The sequence below is a fragment of the Lentibacillus halophilus genome (assembly GCF_055395055.1).
Genome location: NZ_AP043750.1, coordinates 2,645,226 through 2,670,560, shown reverse-complemented (window position 1 = coordinate 2,670,560; position 25,335 = coordinate 2,645,226). Strand labels below are relative to the sequence as shown.

The window sequence follows — 25,335 nt, the reverse complement described above, 5'->3', positions numbered from 1 at the left end:
GGCCGCATTATTTTTGTACGATTACGTTGTCTGATCGTATTGATTCACACTGAACAAATCAATGAGCTCGATGTCCGGGTGATTATCGTGGAACCAGTTCATGGAAAATTCATTTTTAAATAGCACGACATAATTGTCATACCGGTCTCGTACCAGCATATTACGTTCATCAAAAAGGGATGGGTCGACTTGATCCGGTTTCAGCCAGCGTGGGACCCGTTCGCCGATTGGTTCGAGCGCGACATCGACATGATATTCGTTTTTCATCCGGTATTGAAAAACCTCATACTGCAATTCCCCGACCGCACCCAGGATGTATGACTCGGAACGGTGGTGCTTGTACATTTGAATCGCACCTTCCTGGACGAGCTGTTCGATGCCTTTTTTGAATTGTTTGGCTTTCATGACGTTTTTGGCCGTGACCCACTGGAATTGCTCCGGTGGGAATTGGGGCAGCTCTTGATACTCAAAAAGGTTTTTCCCCTCTTGCAGCGTATCCCCGATTTGGTAGGCATTCGGGTCATATATACCTATAATGTCGCCGGCATAGGCTTCCTCAATCGTACCACGCGACGAAGCGACGAATTGCTGCGACTGAGCCAATCTGATCGGTTTGCCGGTTCGCGCCAGCTTCACACTCATGCCGCGTTCAAATTTTCCCGAACATACCCGAAGGAAGGCCACTCTGTCCCGGTGTGCGGGGTTCATGTTGGCTTGGATTTTGAAAACGAAACCGGAAAAGTCCGGATTATCCGGCGAAATAACGCCCTCGGTTGATTTGCGTGGTGCCGGTACTGGCGCCATGGAGATGAACGTATCGAAAAACGTTTGCACACCGAATGGCGCAAGGGCACTGCCGAAAAAGACGGGTGTCTGTTCGCCGGCCAGTACGTCGTCCAATGAAAAGTCGTCGCCCGCCTCCTCAACCAGGGCAAGCTCATCATTGGCGGCTTGATAGGTCGGATCGGACACCAATGTTTCATGTTCCGACTGATCTAAGTCGCTGAATGGAATGTACGTCTCTTCCTCATTGCCGTTATATTGGATGAATTGCTCATTGTATCGGTCAAACGTTCCTAAAAACCGTTTACCCATACCGGCAGGCCAGTTCATCGGATACGTCTTGATATTCAGGACTTGCTCGATTTCCTCAAGCAGTTCGAATGGTTCTCGTCCTTCCCGGTCGAGTTTATTTATAAAGGTGAAAATGGGGATGCCACGCATTTTACATACTTTAAACAATTTAAGGGTCTGTGCCTCAATTCCTTTGGTTGCGTCAATAATCATGACAACACTGTCAACAGCGGTAAGCGTCCGGTACGTATCTTCACTGAAATCTTCGTGGCCCGGGGTGTCGAGAATATTAACCTGATAATCTTTATAAGGAAAATTCATCACACTGGAGGTGACGGAAATGCCGCGCTGTTTTTCAATTTCCATCCAGTCGGACGTGGCAAATTTTCCTGTTTTTTTACCTTTGACGGTCCCGGCTGAGCGGATAAGGTTCCCGAACAGCAGCAGTTTCTCCGTCATCGTTGTTTTCCCTGCGTCCGGGTGCGAAATAATGGCAAATGTTTTCCGTTTGTTCACTTCATCATGTATCGTCATAAACAATCCCTTTCATCTGGAGTAGCTTTTGATTTGGGGGTGGATAAGTGAGGAGAAGATTCGTGCCGTTATGCTGCGTTATTACCATCAAAAGATAGCACGTCGGAATGGTTTCGTCAAACGTGGATAGTGGTAAAACAAATGAGGAACTCTACGATTAGGAATAGAGTGTCTTATGGATGACACCTTGACAAAATACCTAAGGGGGTATACGGTGGAGTCAGTTCTTGAGAACAGATGAACGAGAGAGGTGAGATAAGCATGGACTATAATTCCGATGTGAAAAATCGTGTCAAACGCATCGAAGGGCAAGTCCGGGGTTTATCAAAAATGTTGGAGGAAAACAAAGAATGCCGCGACGTTGTCACACAAATGACTGCCGTTCGAAATGCGCTTGATCGCACGACTGCACTGATTGTCAGTCAGAATCTGGAACAATGCATCCGTGAAGAGAAAAAGAATGGCGAAAGCTCCGAAGATCTTGTCAACGAAGCGGTCAACCTGCTTGTTAAAAGCAGATAAACAAACGTTGTTGACGGTTACCATTTTTCAAACACAGTATATAGGTTTCGTGATGGGCACGAGCCTTTTTTTCTAAATGTTTATATACCCATACCCGTACCAGTGTATTTATTGCATCATCTTATTACCAAGAATAAATAAGCAAATAAACCATTCAATTTTTAGGAGGAATCAACGATGGAAAACAATACACGCGTCGCTATTATTGCCTCAAACGGCAGTATGTTCGATGCTTATAAAGTATTCAACCTTGCCACCGCAGCCGCAGCGTCCGATAAAGAGGTCGGTATTTTCTTCACATTTGAAGGGCTGAATATGATCCACAAGGAAGGGCACAAAAATCTGCCGCTCCCGGAAGGAAAGGAACACTTCCAGGAAGGGTTTGATAAAGCGAATGTGCCATCCATCAGTGAATTATTGGGGATGGCTCAGGAAATGGGTGTGAAAATGATCGGCTGTCAAATGACGATGGATGTTATGAATTTAGAAAAGTATGATTTTATTGATGGCATTGAAGTTGGTGGTGCAGCATCATTCATAGAATTTGCCAAAGACGCCGACATGTCACTGACGTTTTAAAAATGAAGGAGGCTATATAGTATGTCACAGAGCATTTCGACACAAGAACTGGCCAGACGTGTGGTTCAACGTGAAGATACGCTTATCCTGGACGTTCGAAATACGGATGAATTCGATAACTGGAAAATTGAAGGGGATCATGTGGATATCATCAATGAGCCTTATTTCAATTTGCTCGATGGCATCAATCCTGTCACTGAAAAGATTGACAAAGACCAGGAAGTCATTGTCGTATGTGCCAAAGGCGGTTCATCCCAGATGATCGCTGAAATGATGGAGGAAGAGGGCTTTACGAATGTGCGTGATTTGGAAGGTGGGATGCAAGCCTGGAGTGAGCATCTTGAACCAGTTAAAATAGCGGAATTGCACGGGGGTGGCAGTCTGTATCAATTCGTGCGCTTAGGCAAGGGCTGTCTGTCGTATATGGCGGTTTCCGAAAATGAAGCGGCGGTGATTGACGCCAACCGCATGACCGGTATCTATGAACGGTTTGCCAAAGAAAAAGGTGTCACCATTAACCATGCTATTGACACGCATCTGCATGCGGACCATATTTCAGGCAGCCGTGACCTTGCCGAAAAGACAGGTGGAACGTATCATTTTCCACCGAAAGATGCCCAGGATGTAACATTTGATTATGCATCATTGGAAGAAGCCCATGATATAACCGTTGGCCGTACGACGATTAAGGTGCAGCCGCTTTACTCACCGGGGCATACGCTTGGAAGCACATCACTGATAATTGATGACCAGTACTTGCTGACAGGCGATATTCTGTTCGTCAAATCAATCGGGCGGCCGGATTTAGCTGGAAAAGCACAAGACTGGGTCGGCGATTTGCGTGAGACGCTGTACAGCCGGTATAAAGCGTTGTCTGATGACCTGATTGTATTGCCGGCCCACTATTCGTTTGTGGAAGAATTAGATGAACATGGCAGTGTTCAAGCTCGCTTGGGTGATCTTTACCAGCGCAATGAATCCTTAAATGTGGACGATGAACAGGCTTTCCGGCGAATGGTCACCGAAAATCTGCCGCCACAGCCGAATGAACATGACACGATCCGGCAGACCAATATGGGAAAAATCAATCCGGAAGATGACAAACAGCGCGAAATGGAAATTGGACCAAATCGCTGTGCGGTCCATGGCTAACCGTTAAGCATTGCGTTATGAACATTTTTGAATAACTATTCTAGGAGGAATGGATGATGGAAGCAGCAAAAGTATTGGACGCAAAAGGGATGGCATGCCCGATGCCGGTTGTAAAAACGAAAAAGGCGATTGATGACATTGATTCAGGCGAGATCCTTGAAGTTCATGCAACAGATAAAGGTGCTAGAAGTGATTTAAGCGCATGGGCTAAATCCGGTGGTCATGAACTGATCGATGAAGCGGAAGAAGATGATGTCTTGAAATTCTGGATTAAAAAAGCTTAAAGAAGAACGCGGCAATCGCCTTATGTCATTGAGTTTTGGTCGGATTTCGTTTAAATATGGGCCTGGTGAATGACAATGTTTAATGAGGTGATATCATGACGGACAAGCGCTTTGACCCAAAGAATGCTGATATATTAATGGACCAGGAACGGCGCAAAACATTACAACCTGAAAAAATAATTGATTACCTACATGTGACCAAAGACGATACGGTTGCTGATTTAGGTGCTGGACCGGGTTTGTTTACCATCCCTTTAGCTAAACGGACAGAACATGATGTTTATGCTGTTGATATCGAACCCGACATGCTTGAAAGGCTCAAGAAGAATGCAGAAGAGGAAGATATTAAAAATATCAGTCTTATGAAAAATGATCTAGAAAATATACAACTGGCTGATCATTCGGTGAGCCGGGTCTTAAATGCATTTGTCATTCATGAAGTTGAAAGCATTGACCAGGCCATTGATGAAATGAAACGGATTCTCACACCGGGCGGATATCTGTTATTAATGGATTGGGAAGCGGTCGCGTCGGAATCAGGTCCGCCACTTGAAATCAGAATACCTTCCGAAAAAATGGCAAACATGCTGCAAGATCATGGATTTGATACGGATATGTTCCGTCCAGGTCCCGAACACTATGCGATTCAAGCGAAAAAGAGAGAAAACGAATCCATTCCGCTTGAATAAACTCACGAATCATCGCAATTACATTCTTTGTAGCGGTTACTGGAAAAATGCTTTTATATTCGATATCCTATAGTTGTATTGGTGCTGTTTTTGCTAAAAAACGGTCAAGCCGATAGATGTTCACTTTATAGCGAAACTAGGAGGGACAAATAATGAAACAAATTGACATGCAAGCGTTAACCGAGAAAATAAAAAACAAAGAAGACGTGAACGTTATCGACGTTCGCGAAGATGATGAGGTGGCACAAGGTAAAATTCCTGGTGCCAAACACATTCCACTGGGCGAAATCCCGGACCGTCTTGATGAAGTGGACGAAAATAAACATTACTACATGGTTTGCCGTTCAGGCGGACGCAGTGGTAAAGCAAGTGAATTTCTTCAAAAGGAAGGCTATGATGTGACCAACGTTGACGGTGGCATGCTCGCCTGGGATGGTGATGTTGAGAAGTAAACGATAGTTAAAAAATAACACGTGAGCCATAAACGTCAGTATCTATGGACGTTTATGGCTTTTTTGTTTTGCATGAACGGTGTTATTTGAGTGGTTCCTCGCGTGAATGACTATCTGAAAGTATTGGCAGTCCCAACAATCAATCAATAGAGATTGAAGGTATGGAAATTATTAAGCATTCTATGATTAATAATTACCATACTGGGGTATTGTACCTGACAGGAAACGAATAATAGCATGAAAGAAAGGGGTTGACTTTATGTCGAATGATGACAATAACAAACACCATGAGCATAGTCATGAAGCACATAGGCAACATGACCATGATCACAGTAACCATGAACATGGCAGTCACGACGGTCATGAAGGCCACGACCACGGCGGTCACGGTCATCATGATCACGGGGATATGGTGAACGATTTTAAGAAGCGGTTTTACATATCGCTGGTTGTTACCATCCCGATTCTTGTGCTATCCCCGATGCTGCAAAGCTTTATCGGTGTGGACTGGGGGTTTCCGTTTGACCAATACATTGTGTTCGTGCTCGCAACATTTCTATTCTTCTATGGCGGATGGCCCTTTTTAACAGGTGGCGTCAGTGAGATAAAAGAGAAGAATCCGGGCATGATGACACTGATTGGCCTGGCTATTCTCGTTGCTTACGTTTACAGCTCGATGACGGTTTTCGGCTGGGAAGGCAAGGATTTCTTCTGGGAACTCGCAACATTGATTGACATTATGTTGCTCGGCCATTGGATTGAAATGAGATCGGTTATGGGCGCGTCGAATGCCTTGGAAGAACTCGTTAAATTGATGCCGAACGAAGCGCACAAACTTGATGAAAATGAGGATATGACCGACGTTCCGACATCGGAATTGCAACAAGGTGACCGTGTACTGATCAAACCCGGTGAAAAGATACCGGTTGACGGTACCATTTATGAGGGCGAATCCGCTATTGATGAATCGATGCTCACCGGTGAATCCGTTCCGATCGAAAAAGAAAAAGACGATGACGTGATTGGCGGATCGGTCAATAAAGAAGGATCAATTAAAATATCGGTGGAGAAAACGGGCGAGGATTCCTATCTATCCCAAGTCGTTACGATGGTTAAGGAAGCGCAGGAATCGAAGTCCAAAACACAGGATTTGACGAACCGGGCTGCCAAATGGCTATTTTATCTCGCGCTTGCCTCCGGGTTTATTACTCTGTTTATCTGGCTCACGCTCGGCTATGCCTTTGATGTTGCGCTGGAACGGATGGTGACTGTTATGGTTATTACGTGTCCACACGCGCTCGGGCTGGCAGCACCATTGGTTGTGGCCGTATCGACGTCCTTATCGGCAAAACGCGGTCTATTAATTCGCAACCGAGCCAACTTTGAAGGTTCACGTCAGTTGAATGCGGTTGTTTTTGATAAAACAGGCACACTCACACAAGGCGAATTTGGCGTGACGGAATTGATTCCGAATGACGGTTTTGAAAAAGACGGTGTTCTCACATGGGCGGCCAGTCTTGAGCAAAACTCCGAACATCCGATTGCAGCCGGCATTGTCAGCTCGGCAACCGAACAAAATCTCGAACTGAAAACAATCGAGACATTTGAATCCATTACCGGCAAAGGGATCGAAGGAAGCATCGATGGACGCAAGGTGAATGTTGTCAGTCCCGGCTATGTGCAACAACAGGACATGACCTATGACCGGGAAACGTTTGATCAACTGTCGGAAGAAGGGAAAACGGTTGTTTTTGTACTGCTCGACAATGAATTGATCGGCATGATTGCGCTGGCCGACATGGTTCGGGAAACAGCGAAGGAAGCCATCGCATCCCTTAAGAAAAAGGGTGTCGAAACCATTATGCTTACCGGTGACAATAAAAAGGTAGCCAATTGGGTGGCTGGTCAGCTCGGTATCGACGAGGTTTATGCCGAAGTGCTCCCTGACGACAAAGCCAATCAGGTGAAGACGATCAAAGGCAAAGGATGGAAGGTTGCCATGACAGGGGACGGCGTCAATGACGCGCCGGCACTCGCAACGGCTGATTTGGGCATTGCGATCGGTGCAGGTACCGACGTAGCCATGGAATCGGCCGACGTTGTCCTGGTCAAAAGCAATCCGAATGATGTGGTATCGCTGATGGAGCTGTCCCGAAAAACATACCGTAAGATGATTCAGAACCTGTGGTGGGCAGCGGGGTATAACATCGTCGCTATTCCCCTTGCTGCCGGTGTGTTGGCACCCATCGGTATTATACTCAGCCCTGCCGTCGGAGCTGTCTTAATGAGTCTAAGCACCATTGTCGTTGCCATTAACGCGAAATTGTTGAAAGCGTAACGAAAGCTGACGCATCCCGCAGAAATTGAAAGAGAATCAGTCATATACATACCATGGTTCCATTCAGACAAACTAAACAGGACGAACCAACTGAAAGGGGAATGACCATGGGTGTATTATCAACATCACCAACCACTATGGATGCTTGTATTGAGGCATGTCTTAAGTGTGTGCGGGCTTGCGAGGAATGTACAACGGCATGTTTGCAGGAGCCGGATGTCCAGGCGCGCGTGAATTGTATTCAGACATTGAATGACTGTGCGGAGATATGCGCGCAGGCAGCGCAATATATGTCTCGGAACAGTTCATTTGCAGCGCAACTGTGCGGCGTTTGTGCCAGTATATGCGACCAATGTGCCACCGAATGTGAAAAGATGAAGGACAACCATTGCCAGGAGTGTGCAGCCATTTGCCGGCAATGTGCGGAAGAATGCCGGAAAATGGCCGGCTGAATTAACGAGAGAGTATGTCCGTAATAGGTTATAAAACATAAGAAACAGGTGGAATGAACGCTATTCAACCACAGGACAAGATGATGGATTTGTAGACTTTGTCGGGAATGTCGAAAAGGATATGTTGCATTTTTGAGTTTTTAAACGAAGGAACATGGATATTGAAATGGGGATGGGACAAGACTGAACAAATCCCTTCTAAATACGAACGATATATTTAAGGCATGGCCATCGCTCCGGAAAAACACTGCGCTTTCCGCGGGCGCTGATGAGCCTCCTCGTGCTTATCGCACTGCGGGGTCTCACCTAGGCTTTTTCATCCCGCAGGAGTCTCCGTGTTTTTCCTACTCTAAGCGAAAAATCCGAACTGGTTCAGATTATTTGTGAATCATAGTTCGGATTTTTCTTTGATTAAACGTCTTATGTCCCAGCCTCATTTTTTATGTTTGAACGAGTGAATCGGTTTTTGACGTCACGATTAAAAGTATTGGAGTAACTATTGTTTCAACCGTTCATATAAGTTCTATCTTTTGACAAAAATACGATTGGGGGGTACCCTATAATTAGAACAAAAAAGGAGTGAGGCCGTTGGGAGAATACATGCATGACCAACCGGTGACGCCCCGGACACAGGATGAAAAAGATGCTGTCGTCAATCGTTTGAAACGTATTGAAGGACAGGTTCGGGGTATTCAAAAAATGGTGGAAGACGATCGGTATTGTGTTGATATATTAGTGCAAGTCAGTGCGATCAATGCTGCCTTGAAAAAAGTCGGATTTTCCGTTGCCGAACGCCATACGAAGCATTGTGTCAGTGATGCCGTGCAATCCGGCAATGGCGACGAAGCGATTGATGAACTGATGGAAGTCATGAAGCAGTTTGCCAAGTAAGGGGGGTATGACACATGAGTGAAACAGAGCAAACCAAACTTGGTGTGACAGGGATGACCTGTGCAGCGTGCTCCAATCGCGTTGAAAAAGTTTTAAATAAAATGGACGGCGTCGAGGCGAAAGTTAATTTAACGACGGAAAAAGCATCTGTTGACTATGATCCGTCTGCCGTCTCTATTGACGATATAACTGAAAGAATTGAAAAGCTCGGGTATGGGATTGAGACGGAAACGGCCGAATTGGATGTCACCGGCATGACCTGTGCCGCGTGCTCCAACCGGATTGAAAAAGTGCTGAATAAACAAAATGGTGTGAAGACGGCCAGTGTTAATTTGGCAACCGAGAACGCGGCCGTTGAATATACCCCGGGACTGATGGAAGAAACCGACATTATTGAACGAATCCAAAAACTCGGCTACGATGCGAACGTTAAAACCGATGACGACGATAAAGAGAGCGCCAAAGAAAAACAGATAGCACGGATGAAAACGAAATTGATCACGTCCGCTTTACTGGCCGCGCCCCTTCTCTTAACGATGATTGTTCAAATGGTTGGCGTCGATGTACCGTCTATTTTGGTTAATCCGTGGTTCCAGTTTGCATTGGCGACACCGGTGCAGTTCATCATCGGCTGGCAATTTTACGTCGGTACCTACAAAAACCTGCGTAACGGCGGAGCTAACATGGACGTGCTCGTTGCCCTTGGGACAAGTGCCGCCTACTTTTACAGCTTATACGAAGCGTTGAAAACCATTGGCAGCCCAGCGTATGACCCGCATCTCTATTTTGAAACGAGCGCTATTTTAATCACGTTGATTCTGTTTGGTAAGTATTTGGAAACAGCCGCCAAAAGCAAAACAACAGCTGCTTTATCGACATTGCTTGATTTGCAGGCCAAACAGGCACGCGTTATCCGTGATGGTGAGGAAGTGATGGTGAATGTAGAGGATGTTGCTGTCGGTGATCAATTGCGTGTCAAACCAGGTGAAAAATTTCCGGTCGACGGCACGGTCATGAAAGGCCAAACATCGGTTGATGAGTCGATGATTACCGGGGAATCCATCCCTGTTGAAAAAGACGTTGATTCAAATGTTGTTGGGTCGACCATCAACAAAAATGGCACGGTGGAAATGGAAGCAACGAAAGTCGGCAAAGACACCGCGCTTGCATCGATTGTGAAAGTTGTCGAGGACGCACAGGAATCAAAAGCTCCGATTCAACGCATGGCTGATGTCATTTCCGGGTATTTCGTCCCGGTTGTCGTCGGCATTGCCGTGATTACATTCGGCATTTGGATGGCGTTTGTTTCGCCCGGTGCATTTGAACCAGCACTGGTGGCCGCGATTGCGGTTTTGGTTATTGCCTGTCCATGCGCGCTCGGGCTTGCGACACCGACATCGATTATGGTTGGAACAGGGAAGTCCGCAGAAACCGGTATCCTGTTTAAAGGCGGCGAACATCTGGAACGCACCCATCAGTTGGATGCGGTCATTATGGATAAAACCGGTACGATTACAAAAGGTAAGCCTGAAGTAACCGATTTTACCGGTGACACCGACACATTGCAGTTATTGGCCAGCGCTGAAAAAGGATCCGAACACCCTCTGGCTGAAGCCATTGTCGCCTATGCCACGGAGCAGGATATGAAAATGGTCGATGCCGATGCTTTTGAAGCCATACCCGGTCAGGGCATTAAAGCTACGATTGCCGGTAAGGACGTTTTGGTCGGAAATCGCAAACTGATGGATGAACATGGTGTGCAAGTTGACGCTGCGGCTGATTTGGAAAGCTACGAATCCGACGGAAAAACGGCCATGCTTGTTGCTGTCAACAGCGAATATCAGGGTATGATTGCGGTGGCTGATACGATTAAGGAAACCGCTGGTGAAGCCATTCAAAAGCTGCATGATCAGGGACTTGAAGTAGTGATGATGACCGGCGATAATGAACGAACAGCACAGGCTATCGCGCGGCAAGCAGGTATCGATCAAGTGATAGCCGAAGTGTTGCCGGAAGAAAAAGCGGATAAAGTGAAAGACGTCCAGAATCAAGACAAAAAAGTAGCCATGGTCGGCGACGGTATCAATGACGCACCCGCATTAGCCGTTGCTGATACCGGTATTGCGATCGGAACAGGTACGGAAGTTGCCATCGAAGCGGCTGATGTTACGATTCTTGGCGGGGAGCTGTTGCTGATACCGAAAGCAATCCAGATCAGTCAAGCAACCATTCGAAACATCCGTCAAAATCTGTTCTGGGCATTTGCCTACAACACAGCCGGCATTCCGATTGCCGCCGCCGGACTGTTAGCACCATGGATTGCCGGCGGTGCGATGGCGTTAAGTTCGGTGAGCGTCGTATCCAATGCCCTTCGATTGAAGCGGGTTAAAATTGAATGATACTCTCTTTATCAAGAGACATTTTGTGAAAAGATAACTATTTTAAAAGGAGTGATAAATGATGCAAGCAACATTGGATGTAAAAGGAATGACGTGTGGTCACTGTGAAAGCGCGGTAAAAGGAGCACTGGAAAATCTGGAAGGTGTCCAGACCGTGAACGTCAATCTCGATACAGGCAAGGTGGATGTCACGTACGATGATGCTGTGGTAACCATTGACGCCATGCATGAAGCCGTTGAGGATCAAGGCTATGATGTCGTCGCGTAATAAAAACCGGCTCCCTCTGAAAAGGGGAAGTCGGTTTTTTTATAGTGTAAAAATCACCCCGTTGAAAAATCCGCGTCGCTCCGGTTGATAAATTGCACATCCGGTCGATATCCCCGTCGATCTGGTTGATAAATTTCAAATTCGGTCGATATCTGCGCCGCTCCGGTTGATAAATCTCAAATCTGGTTGATATCCGCGTTGATCCGGTCGATAAATCTCAAATCCGGTTGATATCCCCGCCGTCCTGGTTGATAAATCCCAAATCCGGTTGATATCCTCGCCGATCCGGTCGATAAATCTCAAATCCGGTTGATATCCCCGCCGTCCTGGTTGATAAATCCCAAATCCGGTTGATATCCCCGCCGTCCTGGTTGATAAATCGCAAATCCGGTTGATATCCCCGCCGTCCTGGTTGATAAATCGCAAATCCGGTTGATATCCTCGCCGCTCCGGTCGATAAATCCCAAATCAGGTTGATATCCACCTCGACCAGGTCGATAAACACCACTGCTTTGATTTAGCACAAACGAATAATTTATAACATGATTGGAAATCTATACATAGCGAAAATGTACACGGATTCCCCATGTCGAAACAAGACAAAAATGTGCCAGAAGTGATAAACGAACTACAGCAATGCTTTCTCTCAGAATAAGATTCGATAAGGGAAAATAGTTGACTGATACAAAACACCATAGAAGAATAAGGATGCATTTATTTGTTATTCTTCTTGTCGTTGCGATTATGTGGCATTCGGTTGACTGGCATCGCTTTTATGAATTCCACACAACAATTCTGTATATGGTTGCCATTGCATTTTTTGGTTTGACGTGCGATGGATTAAATTCAATGCTTTGGCTGAGGAGTTGGTAATATGGAAATGATGCTTTTATGGTTATTTTTTATCATCGGGATTGTATTATTTATTCGATCGTGGATAAAACACCCGTTTCAGGAATGGTTGTTATGCTATTTGCTGGCTGCTCAAGTTGCTATGTTACTGGGTCAGTTAGTGGTCCATTATCAGCTGTTGGACTACCCGGTCAAACTGTTTCCGCAATTTGAGTCAAGCATCCTTTATGAATACTTGTTGCTTCCCATGATCATTGTCCATTACTATTATCAAACGTCCAGTCGCAGCTCCATATTCCGAATGGTATGGATAGCATTGGCCTCGAGTGGTATTTTAACGATTTTTGAAGTCATCCTGGAAAAAAATACGAACCTCGTTGCGTATATGCAGTGGCATTGGTATTACTCCCTGATCAGCATCTTTTTGTTTCTGATAATCATCCGCTTTTTGATGAAACAAATAGTTAAATTGGATCATAAAAAAGACAGTTAAAACTCTGTTTGGAATAAAAACGCCAAATGGAGTTTTTTTATTTTACGTATCGTTACGAATGTGATAAATTATTTAGTGTACGAAATATTAGAATGCGAAAAAAAGGAAGGATGGGCGGGCATGGAAAACCAGGAATTTTCAAAGACAGGCACTCGTGCTGCTGAGCTTTTTCGTGAAGTCAATAAAGTATTAGATCAGCGAATGCGACAATCATTCCAGGAAGTGGGCATCACGCCGCCTCAGATGATGATTTTGCATTATTTATATAATCATAACGCATGCATGGTGAGTGATATCAGCCGCGATCTTCATTTAGCGGCCAGCACGGTTTCCAGCATTCTGGACCGGCTGGAACGACATAATTTAGTTGTTCGCAGGCGCAAACAAGAGGATAAGCGGGTTGTCCAGATTATTCTTTCTGAACGGGCCATGGAATGGAAGGATTCCTTGCGCACGAGTCTTAACTCAACAATGGAAAACATGGTGCAAGACGCCACAGCTGAGGAACGTGATCAGATTATCAGCGGTTTGCAATTAATGAAAGATGTATTAAACAGAAATGCTCAGACTGAGAAAGGGGAGGAGTCATATGGAGACAATTGTGGAAGTGAATGACTTAAAAAAGAGTTATAAGGATAAAGAAGCTGTTAAGGGCGTCAATTTTTCCGTTGAAAAGGGCGAAATATTTGGTTTTCTTGGCCCAAATGGTGCCGGCAAAAGTACCACGATTGATATGCTGTCAACCATTAACAGACCAACCAGTGGTGATGCCATTATCAACGGATTTCAGGTCGTATCTGATAAAAATAAAGTGCGCGGCAGCATCGGTCTGATTTTTCAGGAGACAACGCTCGATGAAAAGCTGACTGCGAATGAAAATTTGATGCTGCATTGCCGTTTTTATAACGTGCCTAAAGAAAAACGAGAAGCGCGTATTCAGGAAGTGCTGGAAATTGTAGATCTGTCAGACAACCGAAAGCAGATTGTTGAAACCTTTTCGGGCGGTATGAAGCGCCGGTTGGAGATCGCACGCGGTCTGCTGCATTATCCGCGGGTGCTGTTTCTGGATGAGCCAACTGTTGGTCTTGACCCGAACACACGTAATCATATTTGGGATTATATTTTGGACTTGAAGAAAAAGCAGGGGATTACTATGTTTCTGACCACTCATTATATGGATGAAGCAGAAATTTGTGACCGTATCGCTGTTATGGATCACGGTGAAGTGATTGCCCTCGATTCCCCCGAAAAGCTGAAAACGGATGTTGGCGGAGATATTATAGAAATTCAGACAGCTGATAATGATCAGGCTAAAGCTAAAATCGAAGCTGATTACGGTGTGGAGGTTAAGGAAAAGGATAATACCCTGACATTTCAAGTAAGCAACGGCAGCGAATTTCTTGTTCAGTTTGTCAGAGATTTTTCGATCGACATTTTGACTGTTAATTTGCGCCGGCCAACCTTAAATGATGTATTCCTGTATTTAACCGGTCGGGAAATCCGGGAAGACGCCTCAACGCAGAATGACGAAACTGAAGGAGGGACGGACTGATGGAAGCGATTCTGGCTGTATGGCAACGTGATGTCATCAAATTTTTCCGTGATATAAGCCGGTTATTAGGCTCATTTGCTATGCCATTTATGTTTTTAATTCTTTTTGGGAGCGGCATGAGTGGCGCGATGCAGTCAATGATCGGCGGTAGCGGCGGTCCACTGGCTGATTTCGACTTTGTGACGTTTATGTTTCCAGGTATTATCGGAATGGTTGTTTTTACGAACTCTATATTTTCTGCGCTATCCGTTGTACAGGATAAGGAATTTGGCTACATGCGTGAAATTCTTGTTTCACCTATGTCCCGTGTAACCATTGCGATTGGAAAAGTGCTGGGTGGTACGACGGTAGCTGTTATTCAAGGTTTAATGATGCTTATTTTTGTACCATTTATCGGTGTTTCAATAAGCGTTCTCATGGTCATGCAATTAATTCCGATTATGTTTCTCGTTGGCTTTACCATGTCATCCATTGGTCTCCTGATAGCAAGTCTGTTAAATTCAGCCCAAGGTTTCCAAATGGTATCGCAAATACTATTATTCCCCATGCTGTTTTTATCCGGCGCACTGTTCCCATTAAATGGAATGCCGGCATGGATGGATATTATCGTCAAAATTAATCCGTTAACCTATTCAGTCGATATGCTTAAAAATGTTGTCCTGCAGCCGGATACGCTGAGTGAACCAATGCAGCAAGCGATGGGGCTCAACCTGGACTTATTCGGGCATACGATTTCATTTACGGAAGATATCCTGATTGTTCTCGGGATTGCAGCCGTGTTTATTGTCCTGGCTACAGTAAGATTTGCTAAAACGGAAGCGTAAGGCTTTAATTTGAAGCATTGAACGCTGCCTCTTTTGGATAAGGGGCGGGTTCATTGGTCCAGTCCCAACTGAAGGAGACGTCAATTCTGATTGATCGCGTAAGTCGCTTTTCAACTGAGCAGTAACGCATCAACTGAAGGAGGTAACAGACATGAAAACGATGAAAGCTTTCGTGCGGACAAACGCCACTACCCGGGATGTGGAAATCACTGACCTTCCTGTACCGACTATTGAGGATGATGAAGTGCTCGTCCGGGTGGAAGCATTTGGTGTCGGCATTCACGATCGATATTATATTCCGAAAGATGCTGAATTTCCTTACACGATAGGTGTTGAAGGAGCAGGCAGAATTGCTGAGCTGGGCAGTCAGGTGAACGATTTTGCGGTGGGCGACCGGGTTATTTTCACGACCGTTATGCAGTCAAAAGGCGGTGCGTGGGCGGAATATGCCGCTGTTAAGCCAGCGACCTTGGTCCCTATGCCTGACCAGCTGACCTTCCAGGAAGGTGCAGCAATACCAGTTCCTGTAAAAACAGCACTGGAAAGCATGCGGGCCCTTGACCTCTCTGAAGGTGACAGCCTGTTTATCGCAGGTGCTTCGGGAGCTATTGGCACGCTTGTTATCCAGCTGGCAGCAGCTAGGGGCATTCACGCGGCCGGATCAGCTTCTGCTCAAAATCATGACTACATGACATCCCTTGGTGCGGACAAAACGGTCGATTATCATGATACTGACTGGCAACAGCAAATCAGGGAATGGTCTGGTGACGGTGTGACAGCAGCGTTGGCCATCCAGCCGGGAACAGGAAAGGAATGCATCCACGTGGTTAAAAATGGCGGGAAGGTGGTTACGGTATCAGGCGATCAGCTGGCGGACGAACAGGGCGTTACTGTTCAGCAGATTGGCCACCATCCGGATACCCAACAGGACGTCATCCAGCTTACAAAAGACATTGCAGACGAAAAAATCACGCTCGTTATCGAGAATGACTATCCTTTCGAGCAGGGATTAGACGCACTCGAAAAAACTGAAACAAGACACGCCCGAGGCAAATCAGTCGTAACAACACCAAACTAGTGGACCACGGGGACAGGTCCACTGGTCCACTATCGCAAGGGGGAGCGTCTTATTGTTGACCGAAGATATTTGAGTATTTTCGGTCTTTATTTTGTAGGGATTGATACAAAAATTATGGGTCAACAAATTTTATGATTGAAATGAATGGAGTCTCTCTCATATTTACTCATTTAAATTTCCTTTAGAATCATAGACTGCAATCTTGACCATTGTTTGATAAGATTAGTCATATAGACCTAAAACGAATATGGGGAGAGAATGATGAATGCCAGCAAAAGCTGATATAGATTTTCAGAAAGATTTGTTTGATGCTGCGACCAAAATGCGGGGAAGTATTGCGCCAGCGGATTATAAACATTATGTGCTGCCGCTTATATTCCTGCGTTATTTAAGCAATAGTTATGAACTTAAAAAAGATGAATTACACGAAACGGTTAATGATCCAAACAGTGGCTGGTATGCGCCAGACAAAGACACGCAGCAAATGCTCATTGAAGACCGGGATATGTATCAGGCGGAAAATGTCTTTTTTGTACCGGAAGAAGCACGCTGGTCAACCATCCGTGACAATGCTAAACAGCCGAATATCAAAGAAATTCTGGATCATGCCATGCAGCGATTGGAAGAAGAGAACCCGGAATTAGAAGGAATGCTTCCGCAAACGTTTCAGGGCAGTAACTTATCGACGGATAATGTGTCTGGGCTGATTGAGATATTTTCACGTGACGTTTTCAGAGCTGATGATGAGCATAGTGTGGATGTCCTCGGACGTACATATGAATATTTCATTAGTGAATTCGCATCAACAGAAGGCAATCGGGGCGGCGAGTTCTACACGCCTTATAGTGTGGTTTCCCTGCTTGTATCAATGTTAGAGCCGCAGGAAGGACAGGTACTGGATCCCGCATGTGGTTCAGGCGGGATGTTCATACAAAGTGAAAATTATACATCCCGAAAATCTGCTTTGTCGTTCCACGGGCAGGAAAATGTGATGACAACAGGCAGATTGGGGAAAATGAATATTTTACTTCATGGTATCAACGCGGATATGCGCATGGGCAACTCGTTGCTGGATGATCAATTTGCCGATCTCAAAGCGGATTATGTTATCGCCAATCCACCATTTAATCAAAGTGATTGGGGTGCAGACCGAATCTCTAATGATGACCCACGTCTTGTCGGTACAGTTACGAATAGTAATGCTAACTATATGTGGATGCAGCATTTCTTCTCCCACTTGAATGAGTCCGGTACTGCGGGTTTTGTTATGGCGAATGGTGCTATGACAACCAATTTGCGTGAAGAAAAAACGGTTCGGGAATGGTATGTTGATAACGGCTATATTGACTGTATTGTTGCTTTGCCGGAAAAACTGTTTTTATCCACAGGTATTCCAGTTTGTTTATTTTTCTTGAGTAAAAACCGGGATGGTAAAGCAGGTTATCGTCAACGTGATAATGAGATTTTGTTTATTGATGCCCGTCAAAAAGGGTCGCTTGTCAGCCGACGGCAAAAAGCACTTTCAACTGAGGAAATTGAAGAGATTGCGAATGTCTATCATAACTTCAAATATGATGCAGACGAGGTTGAAGAAACACCTGGATTCAGCAAAATCGCCACGTTGGATGAAGTGAAGGAAAATGATTATAAGCTGACGCCAGGCATTTATGTTGGTGTGGAAGAAGAGGAAGATGACGGCACCCCTTTTGAAGAAAAAATGGAAGGACTGCGAACACAATTGCTAGAACAATTCGAGGAATCCAACCGCCTTCAAGAAAAAATTAAGAAAGACTTGGAGGGATTGTTGTGAGTGCAAAAAAATATATCGTTAATGATTTAATAAAAGAGGGAGTATTAGAACCTCCTCTTGATGGTAATCACGGAGGGAAGCATCCCAAAGGTTCCGATTATGTTTCTGATGGAATACCATTTGTTATGGCTTCTGATTTACAAAATGGTAAAGTTGATCTTAAAAATTGTAAATATATTACAAAAGAGCAGGCAAAAACATTACCAAAAGGTTTTTCTAGAGAAGGAGATGTTTTATTAAGTCATAAAGCTACTATAGGACGTGTTGCTCTCGTTGAAAATATAGCTAGTGAATTTCTTATGACAACACCACAGGTTACTTATTATAGAATATTAAATGATAATTTTCTGGATAGAGATTATTTAATGTATTATTTCAGATCACCTTACTTTCAATCTCTTATTAATTCCTGGGCAGGCGGAGGATCTACAAGATATTATTTGAATATTACAAATCAAAAAAAATTACCCATTTCTGTCCCTGAAATAAGTACCCAACAAAGAATTTCATCTATATTGAAAGGTTTAGACGATAAAATCGAAATCAATCTACAAATGAACGAAACGCTTGAGGAAATGGCAATGACGCTATACAAACATTGGTTCGTCGATTTCGGCCCTTTCCAAGATGGTGAATTTGTGGAATCAGAATTAGGAATGACTCCAGAAGGCTGGGATATTTATTCACTGTTTGATTTGGCCGAATTTGTAAACGGAAAGGCTTTCAAAACAGCTAATTTAAATGAAGAACATATAGGTTTACCAGTTATTAAAATAGCTGAATTAAAATCAGGTATAGGTAATACAACCAAATATTGCCCTGACTCTTATAAGCAAAATATGAAATAAATAATGGTGATGTCTTATTCGCTTGGTCTGCATCTTTAGGTGTTTATTTATGGGACGGGGATAAAGCATTATTAAATCAACATATTTTTAATGTCCAACCTAAACAAGATTCCATTTTGGAGAAATCCTTTATATATTTTATGTTAAAAAGATTAATGCAAAAATTCATTTCTATTGCTTCTAGCAGAGCAACAACAATGGGTCATATAACCAAAAATCATCTAAAAGAAGAAAAGATAGCTTTACCTAATGATTATATATTATTAAAAATTCAAGAAAAACTGGAAACTTACTATGAACTAATTTTGGCTAATTCATTAGAAATAAAAAGACTGATTGAAACACGTGACTATCTTCTCCCTAAGCTCTTATCAGGCGAAATAGACTTATCAGAAGAGGAAAAAGAAGTTGAACAAGTTTTATAGAAGGAGGTGTTAATATGGCTGTTTTGCCAGAATCAGAATTTGAAGAAACAACGATTGAACGATTGAAGCAGATAGGTTATGAATATCGTAACGGACAAGAGTTGTTTCAGAATGGCGAGCGAGACCGCCTGCAGGAAGTTGTCCTTCATGGGCGTTTGAGAGATCATTTGAAACAAGCGTATCCGATGATTCCTGACCAAGAGATTCCTCGATTAGCTAGTATGCTGGTGACAAATGAAGGCGTGGGATGGGAACAACGGAATTTTAATTTTCATCAACGGTCTATTAAGGGAATTGATTTTGAATATGAAATGGATGGTGAGAAACGATTTCAGCATGTATTTCCGATTGATTGGAATGAACCGGAAAATAATGATTTTTTAGTCGTTAATCAGCTGTCCATTGAGGGACGCATGCCGCGCCGGCCGGATATCGTTATTTATATCAATGGTCTTCCGCTGGTTGTTTTTGAATTGAAAAACCCGAACAAAGAAAATGTCACGGTCTATGATGCGTACAACCAAATTCGCAATTACACATACGATATTGCGAAGATTTTCGAGTATAATGCATTTGTTGTTATTTCTGATGGCGTGGAAACGATGCATGGCATGCCGTCTGCGCCTTATGACTACTTTGCTTCCTGGAAATCAATTGACGGCCATACCGTTGATAATAATGTGGCTAATACGATGCGTACGTTAATTGAAGGGTTGTTTTCGAAAAAGCGATTGCTCAATTACATACAGAATTTTATCGTCTATTTGGATAAAGGGGAAAAGTACGTCAAAATCGGTGCGAAATATCACCAGTTTTTCGGTGTTAATTTTGCGGTAGGTGAAACTGTTCGTGCAACAGATACAGACGGTGATCGCCGCATCGGTGTAATTTATCATACCACTGGTTCTGGTAAATCTTTGAGTATGCTGTTTTATGCTAATATATTGTCAAAGCATTCGAAACTTAATAACCCCACGATCGTCCTGCAAGTTGACCGAAATGATTTGGACGAACAGCTGTATGATACCTTTTCAGAAGGCCACAGTATGATTGGTCATGTCCATCACGCGCAAAAGGGTGACCAATTGCGGGAATGGCTGAAAGGCGAAGGTGGCCAGATTGTATTCTCCACGATTGAGAAATTCCGCTTGAAGGAAGGCGAGGCCAGGCATCCAGTCTTATCGGAACGGAAAAACATTATTGTGATTGCTGATGAGGCGCACCGGACACAGAGCGGTTTTGACGGCGGTTATGCGGCTCAACTGCGCCACAGTTTGCCTAATGCGTCATTTGTCGGGTTCACTGGAACACCGGTGAACTTGCTCGGAAATGACACAGAAGAGATATTTGGTCATATTATTCACCGCTATGACATGTCTCAGGCTGTTCAGGATAAAGCTGTGTTGCCTTTGTATTATGAAAGCCGTATGATTCCGCTCGATTTCGAGGGAGCCGGCATTGAAGAAGAATTTAGTGATGTCGTATCAGAACTTGATATGGAAGATGAAGAATCGGACAAATACAAGCTGAAATCGGCTGCTTTGGAAAAAGTGGTGGGGACGCCTAAGCGTCTTAAAAAGTTATCACGTTCTATTTTAGATCATTTTAATGCGGCGGCTGATCCGTTCCAAAAAGGTATGATTGTCGCCATGAATCGTTATATAGCGGTTCGATTATATGACGCGATGACAGAGCACGAAGACTGTCCGGAAGTTGAAATTATTATGACTGGCTATATTGAAAAAGACCCAACAAGCTGGCGGGAAAAGAATCCGGGTAGTCAGTACGCACATATTAAAACGAAGGAAGAACAAGAAGAAATTAAATCAAAACTGCGTGACGTCGATGATCCGCTGAAACTAGTGATTGTGGTCAATATGTGGCTGACGGGATTTGATGCACCGAACCTGTCTTATTTGTACATCGATAAACCAATGCGCGGTCACAATTTAATCCAGGCTATTGCAAGAGTTAACCGTGTATTCCCCGGTAAAGAGGGCGGTGTCATAGTTGATTTCATCGGCATTGCCACCTCTCTTAAAGAAGCGACGAATGACTACACAGGTGGTAAAGGAAGCGGCGGATCTAATGTTGATATCAGTGCTGCAATGGATATTTTCTATACGCATCTGGAAGAAGTGCGCCGTTATATAGGTGACGTTGACCATGTTCAGGACTGGCGGTCGTTAACAAAAGTTGAACGGGATGATTTAATTGCCGATCTTGTTAATGCTCAACTCAACTTTCGCATCTAAAAAACGCTAATAATTCCTTGATATGACTGAGCTAATCCGGAAAACAATATTAAAAAATCACACAAAAATACATCCCAATTTGGTAAAATATAGTCACCACAACTAAAACCAGAAAGGGATGTATTTATGGCTACTATTTTACCAAATTCTGAACCAAAAAACGAGGCTAATTCTTATATTTCACGCTTTTTCAAGGAAAATAAACTGGGGTCACTGCTTAATCAGGCGAACATTCGAAAAGAAGATGGATTTTCTCCCGTGTTCCTTCTCCAGTTTATTTTTTCGCTTGTCCTGCACGGCAAGAACCTTTTTCGAATTCTTGATTCGGACCGTGTTTCAGATGCTCCAAGAAAAGATGCAGTCCACCGTTTTCTCAACAATCCCAGATACAACTGGCGAAAGTTTCTTGTGTTGTTGAGCAGGAATGTGATTGTAACCAGCCTGTTGTCTCTGGTCTCAAGTGACCGTGAACGCGTCCTTATTTTCGATGATTCTTTATACAGCCGTGCTCGCAGTAAGACCGTCGAACTGCTTGCTCGTGTGCATGACCATACCACAGGGCAGTTTGTCAAAGGGTTTCGAATGCTTACACTTGGCTGGTCAGATGGGAATACGTTCATTCCATTGGCTTTCTCGTTATTAAGCTCCAAACAGCGCAAGAACCGGTTTCAGGAGATAAACTCCAAAATTGACAAGCGCACGGTTGGCTACAAGCGACGTCAGGAAGCCCTGCAAAAATCAACTGAAGCGATGTTTGATCTCTTGGATGACGTTAATCCGTTACAGCTTTGTGCCAGAACCTTGTTGTTTGACAGTTGGTTTGCCTTTCCTAAAGTGATTAAGCGCGTTGTTTCTGACTATCCTCTTCATGTCATCTGTATGCTCAAAAGCATGCATCGGGTTTACTACACCTACGAAGGCGAGAAATATACCTTGAACCAACTCTATAAAAAAGTGCGAAAAAAACGGGGACGTGCTAAGATTCTTGCTTCTGTTGTTGTCAGCCTGGGATTAGATGACAATGGTAAGGATATACAAGCCCGTATTGTTTTTGTACGGGATCGAAACCGCTCTAAACAATGGTTGGCGCTTCTTTCTACAAATCTGGATTTGCCGGAAGAAGAAGTTGTTCGCCTTTATGGGAAGCGTTGGGATATCGAGTGCTTTTTCAAGGTCGCCAAATCCCATCTACGTTTAGCGAAAGAATGCCAGTCACGTCATTATGATGCGCTCGTAGCCCATACGACAATCGTCTTCACACGCTATATCATGCTTGCGATAAGCTCCCGTGAAGAGAAAGATCCAAAAACGATTGGACAGCTCTTCTATTTGTGCTGCGATGAAATGGAAGACATTCGGTTTGCCCAAGCGTTCATGATGATCATAGATGCGTTAAAGTCAACACTTTCAAATGAACCAGTGCTTTCAGAAGAAAAAGTCAAATCCATCATCGATGAGCTATTTGATAACCTCCCGCAATTTTTAAAGAAAACATTTCTTGGCAATGAGGAATTTAACGCACAAGCAGCATAGTCAGTTTGGTTTAGATCAAGGCATATCAAGGGTTACAGGCTCATTCTGCGGTGCGAAAGTTGAGTGCTCAACTTAACCAGGAACCGGAATCTTTCGTTGAGACGTGTGTCAAGCTGGAAAAGGCTTATAAGCTCGTAAAACATCTGGATGAGATTATCCCGTATGGGGATGAGGTCACCTTATATCAAATGGTTCGTGTTCAAGTGAAAAAACATATAACCTCTAAACCCGTTCAACCTGAGGGGAATAAGACCATTGAAGAACGATTGAATGATCTTGTGGATGATCATCTGGAGACCCAGGACCCTGTCGATATTTATGCTGTAGCTGGGATCGAAAAGCCAGATATCAGCATTTTAGATGAAAATTTCCTGAAAGATACTGAAGGCAAAGAACATGAGGACCTTCGTCTGAAACTGTTGCAAAAATTGCTGGAGGATCATATCACTGTTAATTTTAAATCAGGCAGTAAAAAGGAACGCGATATGCGCGAAATGCTGGAGAAAACACTTGAGGATTACCATAACCGCATTATACAAGCCGCTGATGTGGTGCGCATGATGGTCAATATGAAAGAAGAAACAGATGAGGAAGCAGCGTTTCGGGAAGAACTCGGATTGAGTGATGAAGAGGCGGAATTCTATAAAGCTATCACAGCCTTGGAATTGGATGCATTTGATAATCAATTTTTAGCAGATCTTATTCATAAAATCGTTAAACAGCTTAAAAAGAATTTGGGCGAGGATTGGACGAGTGATCACCGTAAAAATATCTACGCTAAAATGAAACTAGCCGTCAAGCAAGTGCTTTTGAAGGAAAAAATCACCGGTCAACAGCTGGAATTTATTACGAATGCCGTGATGGAAGAGGCCGAAAAACAATACAAAAATTGGCCGAGAGAAGCCTGATATTAATAAATGCTATTAAAATATTACGATGCGATTTGCCAGATCGGAAGCGTAGAGCTTCTGATTTGGCAAAGCTATTGATACAGGTCTATTGTCTTCTTTGTTTTCGTTGAACGAATTATTATTCCTTATTTTAAAAAACTGGCCTATCGAACGTTGATAAGCCAGTTTTATACAAATGATATTATTTTGATAATGCGATGTTTATATGGGCTAAGTGGTGTTCTTCATGCCACGATAATTTGGCAATTTTTGTAGCAACGGTTATTTGACCGTTTTGCGGGTGCGTAAACGTCCGATCTAATTGCTCCTGATTTAAACGATAACCCAAAGATACGACGCGCTCATTGATACCTTCCAGCATTTTAATGGAACTTTCAACAGGGAGCTTAGTATCCGGTTGAGTAGCCCATTTGTCTTGATCAAAAGCTGGCACTGTCGGATTCTCATCTGTTAAAGCCAGCTTCAAACGTTGATACATATTCAACTGGGAATCCGCAATGTGGTGAACAAGCTCGCGAACGGTCCAGCTGCCATCACGATATGTTCTGTTTAATTCCTCATCGCTTAATGCGTCAACCGTTTCTCTTAATCGGGTTGTGTACGTTTCGATGTTCTTTAACCATTCCTGAATCGTTTCCGATGTTACTTTTTCAGGAACGTGTAATGGCCCAATGGGGTATTTGACATCCATTGTCACTCCTCCCTCTCCTATTCATTATTTCTCTCTCCATCTGACACAGTGTACTGAATTCAGTATATCAACATGTTTAGCTGGTTGAAAACGTTTATTATTCTATTTCATCGTATAGCTTCACAATGATGAAAATAACGTCAAAGCAAGGTAGCGATAGGTTATACGATAGGTTATAATTGGTACATGCAATCGTCGCATTTCTCAAGGGGGGGTCGGCGCATTTCCGTCGTTGTAGTGTCACGCGATACGCTATAACGAAAGGAGGTGTTGCCTTGTCTATCTTTGAAACATTAATTCTAATGATTGCGTTTGCAACATTAGTTGTTACAATCATAGACCAAAGAAAATAGACCTCCCTAGAGTTTAACAGCCTGGTGGAGGTCTATATCCTTCATTGCGCTGACCCCTCTTGAAGGGGAAGCGACT

The 25,335-nt window shown here is 43.8% G+C and carries 26 protein-coding genes; 23 read left to right on the top strand and 3 right to left on the bottom strand.

Annotated features, from left to right (window positions below; genetic code table 11):
* Nucleotides 1–21 precede the first annotated feature (21 nt).
* Nucleotides 22–1,608, bottom strand: a complete 1,587-nt coding sequence (locus ACZ5Q7_RS13205; RefSeq protein WP_343750369.1) for a peptide chain release factor 3 — start codon at nucleotides 1,606–1,608, stop codon at nucleotides 22–24.
* A 261-nt stretch (nucleotides 1,609–1,869) separates the two neighbouring features.
* Here ACZ5Q7_RS13205 and ACZ5Q7_RS13200 point away from each other — a divergent pair, with 261 nt between their 5' ends.
* The 11 genes from ACZ5Q7_RS13200 to copZ all read left to right on the top strand — a co-directional run bounded on the left by ACZ5Q7_RS13200 (nucleotide 1,870) and on the right by copZ (nucleotide 11,634).
* Nucleotides 1,870–2,130: a metal-sensitive transcriptional regulator gene (locus ACZ5Q7_RS13200; RefSeq protein ID WP_343750368.1), complete on the top strand. Its 261-nt coding sequence runs from the start codon at nucleotides 1,870–1,872 to the stop codon at nucleotides 2,128–2,130.
* 177 nt (nucleotides 2,131–2,307) lie between these two features.
* Complete coding sequence (locus ACZ5Q7_RS13195) at nucleotides 2,308–2,709, top strand: DsrE/DsrF/DrsH-like family protein (RefSeq protein ID WP_343750367.1); 402 nt, start codon at nucleotides 2,308–2,310, stop codon at nucleotides 2,707–2,709.
* A gap of 21 nt (nucleotides 2,710–2,730) precedes the next feature.
* The gene (locus tag ACZ5Q7_RS13190; RefSeq protein WP_343750366.1) at nucleotides 2,731–3,861 is read left to right on the top strand and encodes an MBL fold metallo-hydrolase; all 1,131 of its coding nucleotides are present in this window, start codon (nucleotides 2,731–2,733) and stop codon (nucleotides 3,859–3,861) included.
* Between the two features lie 56 nt (nucleotides 3,862–3,917).
* Complete coding sequence (locus tag ACZ5Q7_RS13185; protein ID WP_343750365.1) at nucleotides 3,918–4,145, top strand: sulfurtransferase TusA family protein; 228 nt, start codon at nucleotides 3,918–3,920, stop codon at nucleotides 4,143–4,145.
* A gap of 95 nt (nucleotides 4,146–4,240) precedes the next feature.
* Nucleotides 4,241–4,834 carry a class I SAM-dependent methyltransferase gene (locus tag ACZ5Q7_RS13180; RefSeq protein ID WP_343750364.1) on the top strand — a complete coding sequence of 198 codons (594 nt, stop codon included), beginning with the start codon at nucleotides 4,241–4,243 and terminating at the stop codon, nucleotides 4,832–4,834.
* Nucleotides 4,835–4,986: 152 nt separating this feature from the next.
* Nucleotides 4,987–5,286, top strand: coding sequence for a rhodanese-like domain-containing protein (locus ACZ5Q7_RS13175; RefSeq protein ID WP_343750363.1), 300 nt, complete (start codon nucleotides 4,987–4,989; stop codon nucleotides 5,284–5,286).
* Nucleotides 5,287–5,545: 259 nt separating this feature from the next.
* The gene (locus tag ACZ5Q7_RS13170; RefSeq protein WP_343750362.1) at nucleotides 5,546–7,624 is read left to right on the top strand and encodes a heavy metal translocating P-type ATPase; all 2,079 of its coding nucleotides are present in this window, start codon (nucleotides 5,546–5,548) and stop codon (nucleotides 7,622–7,624) included.
* Between the two features lie 107 nt (nucleotides 7,625–7,731).
* A complete protein-coding gene (locus tag ACZ5Q7_RS13165) occupies nucleotides 7,732–8,076 on the top strand; it encodes a four-helix bundle copper-binding protein (protein ID WP_343750361.1) in 345 nt (114 codons plus the stop codon).
* 600 nt (nucleotides 8,077–8,676) lie between these two features.
* Nucleotides 8,677–8,967: a metal-sensing transcriptional repressor gene (locus ACZ5Q7_RS13160; RefSeq protein WP_425542320.1), complete on the top strand. Its 291-nt coding sequence runs from the start codon at nucleotides 8,677–8,679 to the stop codon at nucleotides 8,965–8,967.
* 14 nt (nucleotides 8,968–8,981) lie between these two features.
* A complete protein-coding gene (locus ACZ5Q7_RS13155) occupies nucleotides 8,982–11,366 on the top strand; it encodes a heavy metal translocating P-type ATPase (RefSeq protein ID WP_343750359.1) in 2,385 nt (794 codons plus the stop codon).
* Nucleotides 11,367–11,427: 61 nt separating this feature from the next.
* Nucleotides 11,428–11,634: a copper chaperone CopZ gene (gene copZ / locus ACZ5Q7_RS13150; RefSeq protein WP_343750518.1), complete on the top strand. Its 207-nt coding sequence runs from the start codon at nucleotides 11,428–11,430 to the stop codon at nucleotides 11,632–11,634.
* A 217-nt stretch (nucleotides 11,635–11,851) separates the two neighbouring features.
* On the opposite strand, the gene ACZ5Q7_RS13145 is transcribed toward copZ, so the two are convergent.
* Nucleotides 11,852–12,139, bottom strand: coding sequence for a hypothetical protein (locus ACZ5Q7_RS13145; RefSeq protein WP_343750357.1), 288 nt, complete (start codon nucleotides 12,137–12,139; stop codon nucleotides 11,852–11,854).
* Nucleotides 12,140–12,508: 369 nt separating this feature from the next.
* On the opposite strand from ACZ5Q7_RS13145, the gene ACZ5Q7_RS13140 reads away from it, so the two are divergent.
* The 11 genes from ACZ5Q7_RS13140 to ACZ5Q7_RS13090 all read left to right on the top strand — a co-directional run bounded on the left by ACZ5Q7_RS13140 (nucleotide 12,509) and on the right by ACZ5Q7_RS13090 (nucleotide 24,212).
* Nucleotides 12,509–12,979, top strand: a complete 471-nt coding sequence (locus ACZ5Q7_RS13140; protein WP_343750356.1) for a CBO0543 family protein — start codon at nucleotides 12,509–12,511, stop codon at nucleotides 12,977–12,979.
* Nucleotides 12,980–13,099: 120 nt separating this feature from the next.
* A complete protein-coding gene (locus ACZ5Q7_RS13135; RefSeq protein WP_343750355.1) occupies nucleotides 13,100–13,594 on the top strand; it encodes a MarR family winged helix-turn-helix transcriptional regulator in 495 nt (164 codons plus the stop codon).
* Nucleotides 13,569–14,531, top strand: coding sequence for an ATP-binding cassette domain-containing protein (locus ACZ5Q7_RS13130; protein ID WP_343750354.1), 963 nt, complete (start codon nucleotides 13,569–13,571; stop codon nucleotides 14,529–14,531). The genes ACZ5Q7_RS13135 and ACZ5Q7_RS13130 overlap by 26 nt, the downstream gene beginning before the upstream one ends.
* Complete coding sequence (locus ACZ5Q7_RS13125; RefSeq protein ID WP_343750353.1) at nucleotides 14,531–15,355, top strand: ABC transporter permease; 825 nt, start codon at nucleotides 14,531–14,533, stop codon at nucleotides 15,353–15,355. The genes ACZ5Q7_RS13130 and ACZ5Q7_RS13125 overlap by 1 nt, the downstream gene beginning before the upstream one ends.
* A gap of 151 nt (nucleotides 15,356–15,506) precedes the next feature.
* The gene (locus tag ACZ5Q7_RS13120) at nucleotides 15,507–16,433 is read left to right on the top strand and encodes an NADP-dependent oxidoreductase (RefSeq protein WP_343750352.1); all 927 of its coding nucleotides are present in this window, start codon (nucleotides 15,507–15,509) and stop codon (nucleotides 16,431–16,433) included.
* 265 nt (nucleotides 16,434–16,698) lie between these two features.
* Complete coding sequence (locus ACZ5Q7_RS13115) at nucleotides 16,699–18,243, top strand: type I restriction-modification system subunit M (RefSeq protein WP_343750350.1); 1,545 nt, start codon at nucleotides 16,699–16,701, stop codon at nucleotides 18,241–18,243.
* Nucleotides 18,240–19,091 (top strand): restriction endonuclease subunit S, encoded by an 852-nt coding sequence (locus tag ACZ5Q7_RS13110; RefSeq protein WP_343750349.1) that lies wholly within the window; start codon nucleotides 18,240–18,242, stop codon nucleotides 19,089–19,091. The genes ACZ5Q7_RS13115 and ACZ5Q7_RS13110 overlap by 4 nt, the downstream gene beginning before the upstream one ends.
* Complete coding sequence (locus ACZ5Q7_RS13105; protein WP_343750517.1) at nucleotides 19,088–19,516, top strand: restriction endonuclease subunit S; 429 nt, start codon at nucleotides 19,088–19,090, stop codon at nucleotides 19,514–19,516. The genes ACZ5Q7_RS13110 and ACZ5Q7_RS13105 overlap by 4 nt, the downstream gene beginning before the upstream one ends.
* A gap of 14 nt (nucleotides 19,517–19,530) precedes the next feature.
* Nucleotides 19,531–21,771 carry a type I restriction endonuclease subunit R gene (locus tag ACZ5Q7_RS13100; protein WP_343750348.1) on the top strand — a complete coding sequence of 747 codons (2,241 nt, stop codon included), beginning with the start codon at nucleotides 19,531–19,533 and terminating at the stop codon, nucleotides 21,769–21,771.
* A 126-nt stretch (nucleotides 21,772–21,897) separates the two neighbouring features.
* Entirely contained in the window at nucleotides 21,898–23,304 is a 1,407-nt protein-coding gene (locus ACZ5Q7_RS13095) for an IS4 family transposase (protein ID WP_464432720.1), read from the top strand.
* Between the two features lie 59 nt (nucleotides 23,305–23,363).
* The gene (locus ACZ5Q7_RS13090) at nucleotides 23,364–24,212 is read left to right on the top strand and encodes a type I restriction enzyme endonuclease domain-containing protein (protein WP_343750538.1); all 849 of its coding nucleotides are present in this window, start codon (nucleotides 23,364–23,366) and stop codon (nucleotides 24,210–24,212) included.
* A gap of 184 nt (nucleotides 24,213–24,396) precedes the next feature.
* On the opposite strand, the gene ACZ5Q7_RS13085 is transcribed toward ACZ5Q7_RS13090, so the two are convergent.
* A complete protein-coding gene (locus ACZ5Q7_RS13085) occupies nucleotides 24,397–24,906 on the bottom strand; it encodes a YfiT family bacillithiol transferase (protein ID WP_343750539.1) in 510 nt (169 codons plus the stop codon).
* Between the two features lie 302 nt (nucleotides 24,907–25,208).
* Here ACZ5Q7_RS13085 and ACZ5Q7_RS13080 point away from each other — a divergent pair, with 302 nt between their 5' ends.
* Nucleotides 25,209–25,259: a hypothetical protein gene (locus tag ACZ5Q7_RS13080; RefSeq protein WP_464433201.1), complete on the top strand. Its 51-nt coding sequence runs from the start codon at nucleotides 25,209–25,211 to the stop codon at nucleotides 25,257–25,259.
* Nucleotides 25,260–25,335: the final 76 nt, after the last annotated feature.